Origin of the sequence: Simplicispira lacusdiani, assembly GCF_003604195.1 — a bacterium.
GTDB classification, from domain to species: domain Bacteria; phylum Pseudomonadota; class Gammaproteobacteria; order Burkholderiales; family Burkholderiaceae_C; genus Simplicispira; species Simplicispira lacusdiani.
In genome coordinates, this window is the sequence record NZ_QXGR01000008.1 from 40326 (window position 1) to 57346 (window position 17021).

15 protein-coding genes are annotated in these 17021 nt (G+C 68.2%); 5 read left to right on the top strand and 10 right to left on the bottom strand.

Going from position 1 to position 17021, the window contains the following annotated elements; genetic code table 11:
* A complete protein-coding gene (locus D8S75_RS12320) occupies positions 1-624 on the top strand; it encodes a glutathione S-transferase family protein (protein WP_119966647.1) in 624 nt (207 codons plus the stop codon).
* A 1-nt stretch (position 625) separates the two neighbouring features.
* Here D8S75_RS12320 and D8S75_RS12325 read toward each other — a convergent pair whose 3' ends face one another.
* Positions 626-814, bottom strand: a complete 189-nt coding sequence (locus D8S75_RS12325; RefSeq protein WP_157982646.1) for a hypothetical protein — start codon at positions 812-814, stop codon at positions 626-628.
* A gap of 180 nt (positions 815-994) precedes the next feature.
* On the opposite strand from D8S75_RS12325, the gene D8S75_RS12330 reads away from it, so the two are divergent.
* The gene (locus D8S75_RS12330; protein WP_119966649.1) at positions 995-1954 is read left to right on the top strand and encodes a chemotaxis protein; all 960 of its coding nucleotides are present in this window, start codon (positions 995-997) and stop codon (positions 1952-1954) included.
* A 31-nt stretch (positions 1955-1985) separates the two neighbouring features.
* Here D8S75_RS12330 and D8S75_RS12335 read toward each other — a convergent pair whose 3' ends face one another.
* From D8S75_RS12335 to D8S75_RS12350, 4 genes are all read right to left on the bottom strand, one after another.
* Positions 1986-2294 carry a hypothetical protein gene (locus D8S75_RS12335; RefSeq protein WP_157982647.1) on the bottom strand — a complete coding sequence of 103 codons (309 nt, stop codon included), beginning with the start codon at positions 2292-2294 and terminating at the stop codon, positions 1986-1988.
* Between the two features lie 27 nt (positions 2295-2321).
* Positions 2322-2618 carry a hypothetical protein gene (locus D8S75_RS12340; protein ID WP_119966651.1) on the bottom strand — a complete coding sequence of 99 codons (297 nt, stop codon included), beginning with the start codon at positions 2616-2618 and terminating at the stop codon, positions 2322-2324.
* A gap of 164 nt (positions 2619-2782) precedes the next feature.
* A complete protein-coding gene (locus D8S75_RS12345; RefSeq protein WP_119966652.1) occupies positions 2783-3739 on the bottom strand; it encodes a CBASS cGAMP-activated phospholipase in 957 nt (318 codons plus the stop codon).
* A 130-nt stretch (positions 3740-3869) separates the two neighbouring features.
* The gene (locus D8S75_RS12350; RefSeq protein WP_119966653.1) at positions 3870-7781 is read right to left on the bottom strand and encodes an EAL domain-containing protein; all 3912 of its coding nucleotides are present in this window, start codon (positions 7779-7781) and stop codon (positions 3870-3872) included.
* A 145-nt stretch (positions 7782-7926) separates the two neighbouring features.
* On the opposite strand from D8S75_RS12350, the gene D8S75_RS12355 reads away from it, so the two are divergent.
* The gene (locus D8S75_RS12355) at positions 7927-8829 is read left to right on the top strand and encodes a ketopantoate reductase family protein (RefSeq protein WP_119966654.1); all 903 of its coding nucleotides are present in this window, start codon (positions 7927-7929) and stop codon (positions 8827-8829) included.
* Complete coding sequence (locus tag D8S75_RS12360) at positions 8829-9167, top strand: VanZ family protein (protein ID WP_119966655.1); 339 nt, start codon at positions 8829-8831, stop codon at positions 9165-9167. The genes D8S75_RS12355 and D8S75_RS12360 overlap by 1 nt, the downstream gene beginning before the upstream one ends.
* Positions 9168-9229: 62 nt before the next feature.
* Here the strand turns inward: D8S75_RS12360 and D8S75_RS12365 are convergent, their stop codons facing one another.
* The 4 genes from D8S75_RS12365 to D8S75_RS12380 form a co-directional block, all read right to left on the bottom strand.
* Positions 9230-11209 carry a DUF3857 domain-containing transglutaminase family protein gene (locus tag D8S75_RS12365; protein WP_198673200.1) on the bottom strand — a complete coding sequence of 660 codons (1980 nt, stop codon included), beginning with the start codon at positions 11207-11209 and terminating at the stop codon, positions 9230-9232.
* A gap of 98 nt (positions 11210-11307) precedes the next feature.
* Positions 11308-11961 (bottom strand): hypothetical protein, encoded by a 654-nt coding sequence (locus tag D8S75_RS12370; protein ID WP_119966657.1) that lies wholly within the window; start codon positions 11959-11961, stop codon positions 11308-11310.
* A gap of 299 nt (positions 11962-12260) precedes the next feature.
* Positions 12261-13190: a DHH family phosphoesterase gene (locus D8S75_RS12375; RefSeq protein WP_119966658.1), complete on the bottom strand. Its 930-nt coding sequence runs from the start codon at positions 13188-13190 to the stop codon at positions 12261-12263.
* 208 nt (positions 13191-13398) lie between these two features.
* Complete coding sequence (locus D8S75_RS12380; RefSeq protein WP_119966659.1) at positions 13399-13737, bottom strand: ankyrin repeat domain-containing protein; 339 nt, start codon at positions 13735-13737, stop codon at positions 13399-13401.
* Positions 13738-13847: 110 nt separating this feature from the next.
* On the opposite strand from D8S75_RS12380, the gene D8S75_RS12385 reads away from it, so the two are divergent.
* The gene (locus D8S75_RS12385) at positions 13848-14618 is read left to right on the top strand and encodes a pseudouridine synthase (RefSeq protein WP_119966660.1); all 771 of its coding nucleotides are present in this window, start codon (positions 13848-13850) and stop codon (positions 14616-14618) included.
* On the opposite strand, the gene D8S75_RS12390 is transcribed toward D8S75_RS12385, so the two are convergent.
* Positions 14608-16914, bottom strand: coding sequence for a putative bifunctional diguanylate cyclase/phosphodiesterase (locus D8S75_RS12390; protein WP_232829039.1), 2307 nt, complete (start codon positions 16912-16914; stop codon positions 14608-14610). The two genes, D8S75_RS12385 and D8S75_RS12390, sit on opposite strands and share 11 nt — an antisense overlap.
* Positions 16915-17021: the final 107 nt, after the last annotated feature.

Here is a 17021-nt window from a genome sequence, read left to right on the forward strand (position 1 = left end):
ATGCAGCTCTATACCGCCCCGCGCGCGCCCAACCCGCGCCGCGTCACCATGTTCATGGCCGAGAAGAGCATCACCGGCATCCACCTGGTGCCAGTGGATCTGAATGCCCAGGAGCACAAGAACGACGCCTTCCGCGCCAAGAGCCCGCTGGCCAAGGTGCCCGCGCTGGAGCTGGACGACGGCCGTGTTCTCACCGAAACGCGCGCCATCTGCACCTATCTCGAAGGCCTGGTGCAGGAACCCAACCTCATGGGCCGTGACTTCGAGGAGCGCGCCTTCATCGAGATGGCCGACCGGCGTGTCGAGTGGTACCTGTTCGCCGGCATCGGCCAGTGCATCCGCCACACACACCCGGGCCTGGCCGCGCTGGAGCAACCCCAGTTCCCGGACTTCGGCGCCTCCGAGGGCCACAAGATGCGCGACGTGGCCCGCTGGCTCGACCGCGAGCTGGCGCACCAGCCGTATGTGGCGGGGGAGCGCTTCACCATCGCCGACATCACCGCCTTCTGCGCGCTGGAATTCGCGCGCGGCCTCATGAAGTTCCAGCCCGGCGCCGAGGACATGCCGCACCTGCAGGCCTACCGCGACCGCATCGCGGAGCGGCCCAGCGCCCGGGCGTTTTGATTCAAGAAGGCAAGCGCAGGGTGAACACGGTCAGCCCCTGGGCCGAGGTGGCGGACACCTCGCCCCGGTGCGCATGCAGGATGGCCTGCGTGATGGCCAGGCCGTTCTCCGCCTTGGCCAGGAACAGCATGTCGGCGATCATGCGCGCCAGGCGCTCGAACGCCTCGGTACCCGGTTTGAGAATGGCCATGGCCACCAAATGATGGCGTGCATCGCAGATGCCGCATTCCGGTATAGCACCCAGCCTCGACCACCGCAATCGCGCATGCACCGTGATGCGCGGGTATTGCCTGAAAATATACTGATGTAACAGAACGATTCTGCTCCTAGAATTTGCAGGCGCAAGTTCCCGCGCGAAAGAAGGCCCTCCATGAAGTCCGTCCAGAAAGAAATCGACGAGCGCACCAACCTCACCGGCTCCAACAAGTTCGAGTTGCTGCTGTTCCGCCTAGGCACCGACAGCGCCCTGGGCCAGTCGGAGCTGTTCGGCATCAACGTCTTCAAGATCCGCGAGATCGTGGCCATGCCGAGCATCACGCCCATCGTGGGCGCCACGCCGCACTCGCTGGGTGTCGTGAACCTGCGCGGCCAGGTCATCCCTGTGCTGGACCTGCCCTCCATCGTCGGCTGCAAGCCCCAGACCGGGCTCAACATCATGCTGGTGACGGAATACGCGCGCACCACGCAGGCCTTCGCGGTCGAGTCCGTCGAGGACATCGTGCGCCTGGACTGGAACCAGGTGCTGTCGGCCGAAACCAGCGGCGCCGCGCACAACCTCGTCACCAGCATTGCCCGGCTGGACGGTAACAAGGATGGCACGCGCCTTGCCCAGGTGTTGGACGTGGAAGCCATCCTGCAGATGGTGTCGCCCTCGGACGAACACCAGGTCGACCCGCAGAAGGTCGGCCCCAAGCTCAAGCTCAAATCCGGCACCATCATCCTGGCGGCGGACGACTCCTTCGTCGCCCGCTCGCTGATCGAGCAGGAGCTGCAGGTGCTGCAGGCCCCCTACGAAATGGTCAAGTCAGGCAAGGAAGCGTGGGACCGGCTCAACGCCCTGGCCAAAACCGCCGCCGCCGAGGGCAAGACCATCCTCGACAAGGTCAGCCTGGTGCTGACCGACCTCGAAATGCCCGAGATGGATGGCTTCACACTGACCCGCAATATCAAGCAGGACGCCCGCTTCGAGGGCCTGCCGGTGGTGATCCACTCGTCGCTGTCGGGTTCGGCCAATGAAGACCACGTGCGCAGCGTAGGGGCCGATGGCTACGTGGCCAAGTTCGTCGCCGAGGACCTGGCGCAGACACTGCGCAGCGTGCTGCCCCGCTGACGCGCCAAGCGCTCCGCGAAGGCCACGCGGTTCAGGCGTAGGTATCGACCAGCCGGCCCGGCTGGCGCCCCTGGCCCGCGCTGCTCTCGCGTTGCGCGCCCGCTTCGAGCGAGGCCAGGTTCCTGCGCGCGGCGTCGGAGTAGCGGCCGGCGTCGAAGGCCTGTTCGGACAGGCCATCCGCACGGGCCTGCTCCCGGTCGGCGCTGCGCTGCGCCGCCTGCGCCTGTACCTCCAGCGAGCGCGCCGTCTGTTCGGCCTGGCGGGCATCGCGCCGCGCGGAGAGCACCTGGAACTGCGCTCGGCTCGCTGCCGTGCCGCTGGTGTTCATGATGGTTGACATGGCCCCTCCTCCCCGTTGCTGCCGGGTTCAGCCCGCGCCGCCGGAACCCTCGGCACCCATGTAGGTGCGCCGTAACTGGGCATTGAGCAGCGACATCTGCTGCGCCTGCTGGCTTTCCTGTTCCGCCGCGGCGCTGCTTTCCTGCTCCTTGCGGGCGGCGGCCAGCTCCTGGGCACGCCGGCTCAGCGTGACCGAGGTTTCCTCGCTCGCCGGCGCGCGGGGTTCGGCGGCTGCCGCATTGCGCCGGCTGGGCGCGGCATTCGCATCCTGCGCGGCACCCACAAAACGGCTGGCGGTATCCGTGTTGCGCTGGATTGCATCCATGGACGTTCTCCTGTGGGGGTTTGTATCGGTTGATCGTCCTGCAATCACTCACAAAAGTAAAGGCCAATGGCGGCAGCACGGCAGCGGAATGCGGCGATTTACTATGTTTTTGATAGCTGCCAGCGCAATACAGCAAAGCGCCAAATGCCATTTTTAATAGGATTTCAGAGGAAGGCGAGAATCCGCTCCTCGTCCAGTTGCAGCAATGTGTCGCGCCCCAGCGCGGCCAAGGTCTCGGCGGCCTGGCGCGTGGCGATGTCGATGCCCAGGCCAGCCTGGGCCGGCCAATGGGCGTCGAGCCGCATGTAGCGGTCCTCCAGCCGGTCTTCCATGATGGCCTGCACATGCTGCTGCTGGACGGAGATCATCGTGAGGATGAGGCGCCCATCGGTCAGCCAGCCCACGGCGCCCGCATCGGCCTCCACGCTGTCGGCGGGCTGGTAGCCCATGGTGGCGGTGCCCACGGACAGCATGCGCACCCGGGAAGGCTTGGCGCCCATGAAAAGTTCGGCCTCGTGCAGCGCCACCTGGTCCGGTGCCACGGCGAACAGCCCGCCATCGGCGTACAGCCGGTCGCCCACCGGCACGCACGGGAAGAAGGCGGGCGCGGCGCAGGTGGCCAGGGTCACATCCACCGCGCTCAGGGCTCCATCGCCCAGGGAGGCCTGGGCATGCGGTGTCTTGAAGACCTTGGTGACGCTGCGCGTCACATCCACCGCCGGCACCACCACGGCGTGCAGGGCATCGCCCAGCGTGCGCTTGCCGAGGTGGCGCACCAACTCGCGGCGCAGGGCCTCGCCGGTGTATTTGGGCCCCAGCACCGAGCGCGTGAGGTCGATGAGACGGGTCACGGTGCCACCCGGCAGGCGGCGCGACGAGAACACCTCCTCGCCCCGCTCCACGAACAGCTTCACGATCTCGGCCATCGGCACCTCGAACGCCAGCGCCATGGCCAGCAGCCCGCCCACCGAGGTGCCCGCGATCAGGTCGAAGCGGCGCCCCAGCGGCTCGCCCACGCGGCGCTCCAGATCGGCCAGCACCACCGCCGTGTACAGGCCCAGATAGCCACCGCCACTGAGTGAAAGGATGCGAAATTCGGTCGAGGGGCTCTTGGTGGCCATGGCAAGGCGATGGGTGGTTGCGATGCCCCAGTATCGGCAGGAATGCGGCCCCGGGCAAGGCGGCGGCCACGGATTGGAGCGCCATCCCCAGCCAGGCCGCCTGGCCGCGGTACTGTCCGGCGCCGCCGATTCAAAGGCTGGCTTCGTACTGGATCAGCCACTGCGCCAGCGCGTCCGCCGGCATCGGCCGGGCGTAGTGGAAGCCCTGCGCCTCGTGGCAGTGGTAGAGGCGCAGGAAACTGGCCAGCTCGGCCGACTCCACGCCCTCGGCGATCACCTTGAGCTTGAGGCTGCGCGCCATGCTGATGATGGCGCGCACGATGGCGGCGTCGTCCGGGTCGCTGGCGATGTCGCGCACGAAGGACTGGTCGATCTTGAGCTTGTCCACCGCGAAGCGCTTGAGGTAGGCCAGGCTGGAGTAGCCGGTGCCGAAATCGTCGATCGACAGGCACACCCCCAGGGACTTGAAGCGGCGCACCGTCTCCAGCACGGGTTCGGCGTCGTCGAGCAGCAGCGATTCGGTCAATTCCAGCTCCAGGCGCGAGGGCTCCAGCCCGGAATCCACCAGGGCCTGCGTCACGCTCTGCAGCAGGTCGCCGCGCCTGAACTGCACGGCCGAGAGGTTGACGGCCATGGTCAGCTCGGGCAGGCCGGCCTGCTGCCAGCGCATGGCCTGGGCACAGGCCTCGCGCAGCACCCATTCGCCCATGGGAACGATCAGGCCGCTCTCCTCCGCCGCCGCGATGAAGCGGCCGGGCAGCAGCAGCTCGCCTGGCCCGCGCTGCCAACGCAACAGGGCCTCCACGCCCACCACATGCCCGCTGGCCAGATCGATCTGCGGCTGGTAGTGCAGAACGAATTCCTGCTGGTCCAGGGCCCAATGCAGCGCCGTGCGCAGCTTGAGCTGCTCCAGCGCCTGGGTGTTCATCTCGGCGGTGTAGAAACGGTAGGTATTGCGCCCGGCGGCCTTGGCCTGGTACATGGCGGTGTCGGCGCGCTGCAGCAGGGCGTTGAAATCCTGCCCATCGTCGGGCCACACCGCGACCCCCATCGACAGCGTGGCCGCCAAGTCATGGCCCTCGATCTCGAATGGGGCCGACAGCACCTGCACCACCTTGCTGGCCACCTGGCCGACGGCGTCGAGGTCGTCGATGTCGGTCAGGGCGATCAGGAATTCATCCCCGCCCTGGCGGCTGATGGTGTCGGTATCGCGCACGCACTGGCGCAACCGCCGCGCCACCTGCTGCAGCAACTGGTCGCCCACCGGATGGCCGAGCGAGTCGTTGATGGTCTTGAAGTGGTCCAGGTCCAGGTACATCAGGCCCACCTTGCTGCCGCTGCGGCCCGACCAGGCGGTGGCCAGCTCGAAGCGGTCGCGGAACAGCACGCGGTTGGGCAGGCCGGTCAGCGGGTCGTGGTGCGCCAGGAAGTCGATGCGGGCCTCGTTCTCCTTGCGCTCGGTGATGTCCTGGATGAAGGCCAGCACCAAGGGCTCGTTGTCGATGTCGATCAGCTCGGCCGACAGGCTGACATGGCGGATCTCGCCCGATTTGCAGCGCCACTGCGACTCGAAGTCCAGCGACGTGCCCTGGCGCCGCAGTTCGTCGAGCCAGGCCTCGCGCGAGGCCAGATCGACCCACAGCCCGACCTCCAGCGTGGTCCTGCCGATCAGATCGTCCCGGGTCCAACCGAAATACTTTTCGTACTTGTCGTTGACCTCCAGGAACAGGCCGTTGGAGATCTGCGCGATCGACGCGGCCAGCGGGCTGGCGCGGAAGGCGACCTGGAAGCGCTGCTCGGTCTGGCGCAGCACGGTGATGTCCTGCATCGCGCCCGACATCGCGAGGGGCTCGCCCCTGGCATCCCGCGTGACATGGCCCGTGGCGCGGCCGATGCGCGCCGCGCCGTCCGCGCGGTGGAAACGGAATTCCGCCTCGTACTCGCCCCCCTGCTCCAGCGTCTGCTGCACCTTGGACTGCACCCTGGCGCGGTCCTGCGGATCGATGTGCTCGATGAACAGCCCGAAGCTCGGCACGATGCCGCCAGGCTCGTAGCCAAAGCAGAGGAAGGTCTCATTGCTCCAGAGCAGTTCGCCCGAGGCAATCACCCATTCCCAATGGCCCACATGGGCCAGCTGGGCCGCCTCTTCCATGCGGCGGCGGGTCTCCTTGATATCGGAGATGTCGTGGAAGATCTCGAACTTGCTGACCGTGCCGTCCGGGTTGCGGAACGGCATGTCGAACAGATCGTAGGTGCGGCCCTTGGGAGACGTCCACTCCCAGTGCACGGTTTGGCCCGCGAACACCTCCTGGTTCTTGCACCAGTCGCACGGCGAGGAGCGGCCATGGAAATATTCGAAGCACTTGCGGCCATTGATCGGGCCGAACTCGCGCTCCAGCACGGGATTGAGGTATTCGATCTCGTAGGACGGACTCACGATGTACACGCCATCGGGCAGCGCATCGAGAATGCCCATCAGCCGCGTGCGATCAGCGGCCAACTGCTCGGTCAGCGTCTGCATGCGCTTGACCTCGCTGATGTCCGTCCAGGTCAGCACCACGCCATCTCCCAGGAGATGGCCTTCCTTGAAAGGCAGCATGCGCTGATGCACCCAGCGCCCTCCGGGCAGGGCGATCTCGCGCTCGATGCGTGCGCCCTCGCCCAGGCAGCGCCGCAGGTCGGCCAGGAAGTCCTCCTGCGGACCGATCCGGTAGCGGATGTCGCTGACCGGGCGTCCGATGTCGCTTTCACGCAGTGCCAGGAAATCCGCCACCGCCGGGCTGAAGCGGCGCAGGCACAGCCCGGAATCCAGGAAGACGATGCCGATCTCGGTGCTGGCCAGCAGGTGGTCGTAGTCGCGGTTGAGCGCCGCCAATTCGCCATTGCGGTCTTCCAGCTCGCGGTTGAGGGTGTAGAGGTCCTCGTTGACCGTCTTGAGCTCTTCGTTGGTGCTCTGCAGCTCCTCGTTCGAAGCGGTCAGTTCCTCGTTGCTCAGATCCAGGCGCTCGTGGCTGGCCTGCAGTTCCAGCACCATCTCCTGCAGGCGCTCGCGCGTGGCCAGCAGTTCGGCATGGAGCAGCTCGGGCGGCTGGCCCTCCAGGTCCGGCTGTTCCAGCAAGGGCTGCGCCGGCACCGGGCGGGCGCCCAGCGTGGGCACGTCGATGGTGCGCGCCAGGGTCGCGAGCTGTTTGCGGAACAGCTTATGGGAACGGTCCATGACCGAGAAGGCGTGCGCCTCGAACTCCCCCACCGTCTCGCTCGCGCCCAGCAGCAGCGCGCCCTGCGGCTTGAGGGCGAAGTGCAGTTGCGACAGCGCCTTGATCTGCGCCGCGGGCTTGAGGTAGATGAGCAGGTTGCGGCACACCGCCAGATCGATGCGCGTGAATGGTGGGTCGCTCAGCAGGTTGTGCCGGGCGAACACCACATGGCGGCGCAAGGTGGCGTCCACCCGCGCGCCGCCCTGGGGATCGCGCTGGAAATAGCGCCGCAGCAGGGCATCGGGCACGGCCGCCACGGCCTCCGGGCTGAAGCTGCCGCGCGATGCCTGCTCCAGCACGCTGCCGGCCAGATCGGTGGCGAACACCTTGACGTTGCCGTGGAAACCCATGCGGCCCGCAGCCTCCAGCGCCAGCATGGCCAGCGAATAGGCTTCCTCGCCGCTGGCGCAGCCCGCCGACCAGATGCGCAGTTCGTCGCCCGCGTCACGGCCGCGCAGCAGATCGGGCAGCACCTCTTCGGCCAGTTGCGCGAAGACGGCCGGGTCGCGGAAGAACTCGGTCACGTTGATCAGCAGATCGCTGCACAAGGCATTGCGCTCCGCCTCGTCCTCGGACAGGCGCTGCAGGTAGGCCGCACCATCGCTCGCCGGCTGGACCATGCGCTGGCGGATACGGCGCGAGAGGGTGGTCACCTTGTAGCCGGAAAAGTCGACCGCGCAGCGGCGGCGCAGCAGTTCCACAATGGCGGGCAATTCGGCGAACGGCTCGCCTGCACCATCGCTCCACTGGCCTGTCTCTTCCGGATCGTGAACGGGTTCCTCCATGGGCTGGCATTATCAGGGCTCCGCACCCTCCGGCACACCGGGAGATTCCCCCGGATGGCCACATGACACACCCTACACTTCGCCCATGCCGACATCGCCCCTCCCCACCCCCTCGCAAACCCCGCGGCCGCACGGCGGCCCGGCCATGAAGATCGCCGTGATGGGCGCGGGCGCCGTGGGCTGCTACTACGGCGGCATGCTGGCCCGCGCCGGCCACGACGTGGTGCTGGTGGCGCGCCCCGCCCATGTCGAGGCCATGCGCCGGGACGGCCTGTTCATGGACACCCAGAGCTTCCAGGAGCACGTGCGCGTTCAGGCCGACACCGATGCCAGCGCCGTGCAAGGCGCGCAGTGCGTGCTGTTCTGCGTCAAATCCACCGACACCGAGAGTGCCGGCCGCGCCATGGCGCCGCACCTGGAGGATGGCGCCGTGGTGCTGAGCCTGCAGAACGGCGTGGACAACGCCGCCCGCCTGCAGGATGTGCTGCGGCGCCCGGTGCTGCCGGCCGTGGTCTACGTGGCCGCGGGCATGGCCGGGCCCGGCCACATGCGCCACCATGGCCGGGGCGAACTGGTGATCGCGCCCTCGCCCGCCAGCGGCGAGATCGCGCGCGTCTTCGCCGCCGCCGGCATTCCGGTGGAAATCTCGGACAACGTGGAGGGTGCCCTGTGGGCCAAGCTGGTGCTCAACTGCGTCTACAACCCCCTCTCGGCCATCACCCGCCTGCCCTACGGTGAGATCGTGGACAGCCCCGGCCTGGACGTGCCGCGCATGATGGACGACATCGTGCGCGAGTGCATGGCCGTGGCGCGTGCCAGCGGTATCCGGCTGCCCGAGGGCACGGCCGAGGCGGTGCTGCCGCTGGCGCGCAGCATGGCGACGCAGGTATCGTCCACCGCGCAGGACCTGGCGCGCGGCCACCGCAGCGAGATCGACCACCTCAACGGCTACGTGGTGCGCCTGGGCGAGGCCCTGGGCGTGGCCACGCCGGCCAACCGCATGCTGCACACCCTGGTGCGGCTGCTGGAAAAAAGCGTGGCCCGCTGATGGTCCGCCGCTGCTTCTGGGCCCTGCTGCTGTGCGTGGCCGTGCTCTCGCTGATGCCCACCGGCTACCTGCCACCCCAGGTGTTCAGCCTGTGGGACAAGGCCCAGCACGCGCTGGGTTTTACCGCGCTGGCCCTGCTGGGCCTGCGCGCCTACCCGCGCCAGGCCTGGCCGCTGGCGGCCGGCCTGCTGGCCTTTGGCGGTGCCATCGAGCTGGCCCAGGCGGCCACGGGCTGGCGCCATGGCGAATGGGCCGACTGGCTGGCCGACGCCGTGGGATTGGCCCTGGGGGCGCTGCTGGTCTGGCGACCATCGCGGCACGTGCCAGCGGCTGAATAGCCACTTTTGCTATTTTTATGATAGCTACTAGCGCTTGATGGTAAAGCGCTAGAGCCTGATTTCTACCTTTTTTTCTTCTTCTTGGCTTTGGCGGGTTGCGCCAGCCCCTTCGCCCGGTTGCGGTCGGGCGTGAGGCGTACCAGCGTCGCATGCCGCTTGTAGAAGATCTGGCCCTGCAGGCTCTGCACGATGGGCAAAGCCTGCGCATTCCACTGCGCCATGTAGTCGGGCGTGCAAAGCCCCTGGGGCGTGGTGTCCTGGATCTCGCGCTCGACCCTCACCCCATTCTTGGTGCGCTTGTAGCTGCCGGTGTAATGGAGTAGCGGGTTGCGCGTCTTGAAGTTCTCCGGCAGGCGCGTGAACGCCACCCCCGGCTCCAGGGTGATGTCGTAGGCTTCCTGGCTGTGAAAGCCATAGCAGCGCACCCGGCGCCGGGGCGTGGTGAGATCGTCGAGCGCGGCATAGCGGACCACCGACAAGGGCAAGCCCAGCACCGGAGCCAGCACGAAGGCCCCTTCGGACCCGCCCTGCAGGTAGTTGTCGATGTCGAAGCTCATGCCGAAAGCGTAGTGGTCCGACAGCGCCCGAGCCTCGGCCAGGTCGCCCTTGTCCAGCACCCCACGGCCCTTGTAGCCCGAGCTGGCCAGCACCTTGCGCACGAAGTCGCGCTCCGCGTCGCCCTGCAGGTCACGCATGTACTCGCGCATGCTGGCGGCCTGCGTGCCCTTGAACTCCACCCGCAGGTTGCCGCTGGCCCCGCCCTGGGGGTTGAGCTTGAGCACGGTGTGGACCCGCTGCTCGGTCTGGCCGGCGCGCTCCGGCGCGATCATGGCCAGCGCCTGGGCCGCGCCGACATGGATCACCGGCTTGGCATAGGCATTCGATGGCAGGTAGCCGAACGGCACCTGCTTGGCCGTGGCATCGACGTACAGCCGGAAATCGGGCAGGTAGTTCATCACATGGTTCACGGTGGAAACCACGGGCGTCGCGGGCAGGTCGTAGAGTTCTCCCGCGTTGATGAGGACCTGCTCGCTGCGGATGTCCACGGCCGCCAGCAACGCCTGCAGCAGCGTGGCGTGGTCCTTGCAGTCGCCCATCTTGTTGTCCAGCACCAGGTCGGTGTCGCGCGGCACCACGGCGCCCACGCCGATGCAGTTGCCGCCGTAGGTGATCTGCGTGGACACCCATTCATACAGCAGGCGCGCGCGCTCGCGCGGATCGGCCTGCGCGCCCACGATGGTGCGGGCCAGCGTGCGGATGCGCGGCGTGGGCTCGGCCTTGGGCAGCGCCCGCTCGCCATAGGCCCGCGCGATGGCCTCGTAATCGGCGAAGCTGCTGGCCAGCAGCACCGGCGCTTCGTCCATGCGCCAGATGCCGGCATCGGCCTCGTCTCGGGGGCGCGGCACCGGGTTCTGGTAGCGCCACTGGCGCACGGTCACATCGCCCTCGGTGGTCACGGACGGCTCCTGCAGGCCGTGGGCTTCGAAACGCAGATCCATGCCCTTGGCGTGACGGACGGTGACGCTGCTGTCCTGGTGCACGGCGTAAGGCGAGAAACTGTGCGCCACCGAGAAGGCGCCGGGGAAGATGGCCTCCTTGTCGTCGATGCGGTAGGTCATGCCCACGGCATCGCCCACCGCCAGGTCGGGGAACACCACCGAGACACGCGTGCGGTCCGAGAACAGCGGCCGCCCCCCATTGCGACCATCGTGGGTCTCGGTCTGGTAGTTGCCGGCCGGCACCTCGATGCGCCGGCCATCGGGCTTGAGCGTATAGGCTTCCAGCACCTGGCCGTTCTGGATGCCGGTGCTGAAGGAGAAAGAGTAGGTTTTCAGGCTCTCCAGCGCGCCGGGCTGGACGAGCTGGTTGCGCAGCACGTAGGTGGAAGAGGCGCGCCCGTCGCGCGCCACGTCATAGGTCACATGCCATTGCTGGAGCACGGACGGCACCGCCGGGCCATTGCCCGTCTGCGCGGCCACGCCGCCGCACCACCAGGCCCAAGCGCAGGCCGCCCCCATGACCCACCGCCGCAGTCCGGACATCATCTTCTCCCAAGTTGGCATGCGCCCTGGCCGGCGGCCAGGGCGGAGCGTGGCATCTTAGTGGAGGCCCAAGGGCACCGGGATGGCGTTGTAATGAGTTACATGCGGCGCAGCCACAGGAAAAAGCCCAGGGCGACCACGCCGAACAGCATGGGCATCCACGACATCACCTTCTCCACCGGCTGGGAGGCTCGCTGGCCCGACCACACATCGATCTGCACGCGTTCCAGCCGCAGATTGGCGGCGGTGGTGAATTCGACCACCGGCACACCCTGTCTGTTGGCATTCAGGCCCATGGGCGCGGACACTCCCACCAGCTCCACGACCTGGCCCGCGCGCACGCCCTTCTGCGCCATTCCGGGCATGGGCAGCTCGGTCGTGCCGCCATCGAACGCCCAGCTCGCCTGCATGCGCACGCCCGCATCACCGTCCGCGATCGCCACGGCCCGGGCCTTGAGCACCAGGGTGTAGGGACTGCCGCCGGCCGTCAGGTCCATCGGGTTGCCACGCCAGGTCTCGCTCTCCAGCGGCGTGCCGGGCCGCAGTTGCGCATTCTTCTCCTGGATTTTCCGGAACCGTTCCAAGGCTTCGGCCGGAAGCTCCAGGGTCGCCTGCAGGCGCTGACCCCACTGGATGGCGGCATCCTCGGCATGGGCAGGCCCGACCGCCAGCAGCAGGGCCCACAGGCCGGCCACGGCCACCAGCCAGCCCCAGGCGCGGCGGGTGCGCCAGGTCGATGTCAATGCATGCATGCTTTCCTCTCGTATGGATGCCGGCACGGCGGTCCGTGCGCTGCCGGTCAATGGTTGCGGCGCGAGAGTGTACCCAAGCCCTGCCGGCCCGTTGCCGGCTTCTGCGCCCGCCTTGACCGCAGTCAATCCCGGCCATCGCCCAGCATTTGGCGCGGCACATGCCCAAACCGGCCTGAAGTTATGCCCACGCGCTGTGGGCTGGTCTGTGGAAAACCCCGGGCACAACCGCGCGAAGCCGCGCCGGCACAGGGCCGCGACGCGATGCCCGCTCTTTGGGCAGGCCGGCCCCTCCCTGGAATTCAGCCGCGCGGGGGGGCCCCGTCAAGCACCCCGCTCAGCAGTCCGGGCAGCCGGTCCGCCCCCATGCGAAAACCGCAGGCCTGTGCATGGCCGCCGCCGCCCATGCTCTCGGCCAGCGGAATGCAGTCGAAGCCCCGCTGAGAGCGCAGTCCTACCTTCACGAGGCCGCCCTTGCCTGCCGTCCACATCAGCGCGAAGCTGCCACTGCGCTGCGACAGCATCTCGCCCACCAGGCTGTGGAAAGCGCTGGGTGCGTTGACCATCAGGCCCTGCTGGCCGTTGAAGGTGACAGGCTGGGCCCCCTCGGCGATCCCGGAGGCGAGCTTGTGGAACTTCTCGTCCATGGCCTGGCCGCGCGCCATGAAGGCGGCGGTCTGGTCCGGTGTGAAAGCCACGATCTCGCGCCAGCGTTCCAGCGCGAACGGCTCCATGTCCAGCGCCGCGAGATAGGCGGCGCTTTCGGGGAATTTCCAGGCCCAGATGTCGCGGTCCTCGACAAAGCGAACCAGGTCGGGCAGTGGCGCATCGGGGTGGAAGAACTCCCAGGCCAGGCGCGCGCCCGACTTGCCCATGTCGAAATGCACCACGCCGCAGCGGCAGGCAAAGCCGGTGAGCTTTTCGGCCGCGCTCTTGTGGTGGTCGAGCAGCACCAGCTTGGCGGCGCGCTGCTCGATGCCGCGCAGGATCTCGGCGGAGAAGGAGAAATCAAGGATGTAGACGGCCCGGCCTTCGAGCGGCGGCAGATCGTCCACCGATCGCGTGTCGCCATGGTCCAGCCCCACCAGTTCGGCCTGGCCACCGTAATAGAGCCAGGCGGCCAGCGCGGCGGCAAAGCCGTCGGGGCAGCCGCCGCCATGGTAGAGGACCAAGGGCGCGGGATCGTTCTTGTCGGGGGCGACCAGCAGTTGCAGGGGAAGAATCGTTTTCATGGTGTGCCGATTGTCCTCTGGCCGCCCGCACCACCGCGCGGCCGGCACCGCTAGGGATGCTCTGCACGAATCGAGCGGAAAGTGTGCGCTGCGGACCGGGATGTGCCGCAAGGCGCAGCAATAGCCGTAGCCATTGCGAGCATTTACAACGCGGCGAACCGCCCGAGACCGCAGATGCACGCGGCGCGACGGTTCGTGCAGAGCATCCCTAGACGGGCAGCCAGCGGCGCCAGAAGGGCCGGGGCGCGTCGTCGCGCGCGCCCCGCGCCTGCAGCAGCGCGGCCAGCTCCGCGCGCCCCTGCCGGCGCGCGGCCTGCAAGGGGGTGAGCCCGTCGAAATCCGAGCGCAGGTGCGGGCTGGCGCCATGCTCCAGCAGGTAGCGTGCCACGGCATCGTGCCCCTGGAGCAGGCTGGCCACCAGCGGCGTGCACATCACCTCGGGGTGCTGGTAGTTCGGGTCCACCCCGCCCTGGATATGGTGGCGCACCCGTGCCAGGTCGCCGGCCTGCGCGGCCGCAAACATGTCTTTCCAATCGCCTGCGGACATGCGGGTCTCCTTGGTTTGTTCTACGTTCCACGACTTCGCGCCGCATGGTAGCAGCGCCCGTGCTCTTTCGCTTGCTGCACAATCCGCGCCACTGCGCTCCACCACCATCCATGCCTCCCCTGCACATCCTCTGGCACGACGACCACCTCGTGGCGGTCTACAAGCCTGCCGGCTGGCTGGTGCACCGCACCGGCCTGGACGCGGGCGAGACGCGCTTCGTGATGCAGACCTTGCGCGACCAGATGGGCCGCCATGTGTTCCCGGTGCACCGGCTCGACAAGGGCACCTGTGGCGTGCTGGTGATGGCGCTGCATGCCGACGCCGCGCGGGCGCTGTCACAGGCGTTCGAGCACCATGCGGTGCGCAAGCGCTACCTGGCGCTGGTGCGCGGCTGGATGCCCGAACATGCGGAGGTGGACCATGCCCTGCGTCCCGACGACGCCCCGGCCGACGCCCCCGCGCAGCCCGCGCAGACGCGGATGCTCTGCCTGGCGCGCCTGGCGCTGCCCGAGGTGAGCGACCCACGCTTTCCAGGCACGCGCGCCTCGCTGGTGCAGGCCGAGCCGCTGACCGGCCGGCGCCACCAGATCCGCCGCCACCTCAAGCACCTGGCCCACCCCATCATCGGCGACGCCACCCACGGCAAGGGGCCGCTCAACCGCTGGTGGGCAAGCCGGCTGGGACTGCAGCGGCTGTGGCTGCACGCCTGGCGTCTGGAGGTGCCGCACCCAGTCACGGGCACGCGGCTGGTGTTCGACAGCGGATTGGATCTGGCGCGCCCTTCCGCTCCGGGAGCACCGGCCGGTGCGGACGACATCGCCCATTGGCAAGCCCTGTGGCAGGGCCTGCCCTGGGCCGAGGTGGCGCGGATCACTCCGTAGCGCCCACCGTGACGGCCTGCTGGCGCTCCAGCCACTGGGCCTGGTACTCAGGGCGGCTGAAGAGAAAGCCCTGGTAGACGATGGCCGGAGCGCGCTCGACCAGGTAGTCGGCCTGCGCGCGTGTTTCCACCCCTTCGGCCACCACCCGCATGCCGAAATGGCGCGCCACCGACAAAATGGCCTCGACCAGGGCACCGTCGTCGGCATTCGTGGATGCATCGCGCACGAAGCTGCGGTCGATCTTGATCTCCTGGATCGGCAGGCGCTTGAGGTAGGCCAGCGACGAGTAGCCCGTGCCGAAATCATCCAGCGAGAACTCCACGCCCAGCGCCACCAGGGCGCGCATCTTGGCGACCACGTCGTCGAAATCCTCGATGACCAGTCCCTCGGTCACTTCCAGTGTCAACAGCGTGGGGTCTGCGCCGCTGCACTCAAGCATCTGCTGCAGCTCCGCCACGAAATCGGGCTGGCGAAACTGGCGCGCGCTCAGATTCACCGACAGCCGCACCCGCTGCCGCGCGAACCATGGCCGCGCCAGCAACTGGCACGCCTGTTCCAGAACCCAGCGCCCCAGGAGAACGATCAGGTCGGACGCTTCCGCCACGGGAATGAAGACCCCGGGCGCCACCAGGCCGTCGCGCGGGTGCTGCCAGCGCACCAGGACCTCGGCACCCACGACCGTGCCCCGCACATCCACCTGGGACTGCAGGAAGAGGCGCAGCTCTCCCGCACCAATGGCCTGGCGCAACTCGCGCTCCACACGGAAGCGCTGCTCGGCGGCCTGACCCATCTCCTGCTCGAAGAATGCGACCTGCCCACCACCCAGCACCTTGGCCCGGTGCAAGGCCGTGCTGGCGCGGCGCAGCGCGTCCTGGACGCGGTCCTCGGCGCTCTGCGGATAGAGCGTGATGCCGACGCTCGCGGTCCATTGGGTCGGCCCGGCATCGCCGTGCAGGCGCATGGGCAGCCCCAGCGCGGTCTGCACCTGGGCCGCGAACGCCAGTGCATTGCGTCCCGCCTGAGCCACATCGTTCCCCAAGCCGTGCAGCACGATGGCGAATTCATCCCCCGCCACGCGCACCAGCAGGCCCTCGGGCGGCAACTGCCGCGACAGGCGCAGGGCCATGGCGCACAGCAACCGGTCGCCCATCTCGCTGCCGCGCGCGTCGTTGAAGGTGGTGAAGCGGTCCAGGTCCAGCAGCAGCAGCGCATGCACGCTGACCGGACCATGCCCCGGTTGCGCCTGCAGACCCGCCAGATGCTCCACCAGCATGGAGCGATTGGGCAGGCTGGTCAGCGCATCGTAGTGGGCCAGGCGATGGATCTCGTCGGCGGCACGCTTGCGCTCCGTGATGTCCTGCTTGAGCTCGACAAAATGGCTGATGCGCCCGTCGGGCTGGCGGATCGGCGCCACCACCACGGCCTCGGCCAGCGGGCGGCCATCCTTGCGCTGATTCACCTGCTCGCCCGCCCACACCTCGCCACGCGCCAGCGTCTCGCGCAGCCCCTGGCGCTGCGCGGGCCCCAAGCCGTTGCTGGAAAAGGCCTCCGAACTGCGCCCAAGCACCTCGGCACGGGAATAGCCCGTGCGCAGCAGGAACGCCTGGTTCACATACTCGATGCACTCCTGCAGATCGGTGATGACGATGCTCTCGGGGCTCTGCTCCACGGCGCGCAGCAGCTTGCGCAGTTCGGCCTCGCTGGCGGCCAGGTCCGTGGCCGTGCGCTGCGCCTCGACCACCCGGCGCAGGTAGTTGCGCCGTGACAACAGCGTGGCCGCGGCCGTCAGCAGCAGAATGCCGCACAGGTACACCATGTGGGCCGTGGTATTGCCCTCGGGCACGGGCGGCATCCTTCCCAACGCATCCGCCCAGAAGAACCCGCCAAAAAGCACCCCGGTCAGCGCCGCCAGCAGCAGGGTCACCCGTCCGCCCAGCATCCAGCCCGACAACACGATCAAGACCGGATAGTTCAGCAGGTTGGGGCCCCGGACCCCGCCATTGCGCACCGAGACCAGCGACACGAACAGCCACACCCCCCAGACGAGCAGGTGCGCGGCCAGCCGCCACCGGCCCATGCGCGCCAGCAGCAGCGCCAATCCACCCACCAGGGCGGCGCCCAGATTGAACACCACCCTGCTGCGCTGGATCGAGGGGTCCAGCGCCAGCAGCACGGCGATGGAACAGCCGATCAGCAGCACGGCCCAGCCCGCCACCCGCACCAGATGCTGGGTGGTCACGTCGATGTAATCGCTGTCGATGGCTGTGGGGGGCTGGGTCATAGACAGAGTGGCCATGCGGCTTTCCGCATCGTAGCGTGTTCCCAGCATTTCGGCTGGGAACACGATCGGGCAGCACATTCGGAGCCAAACACCCCCCCATAATGGGCATGGGGCGGGGGGAG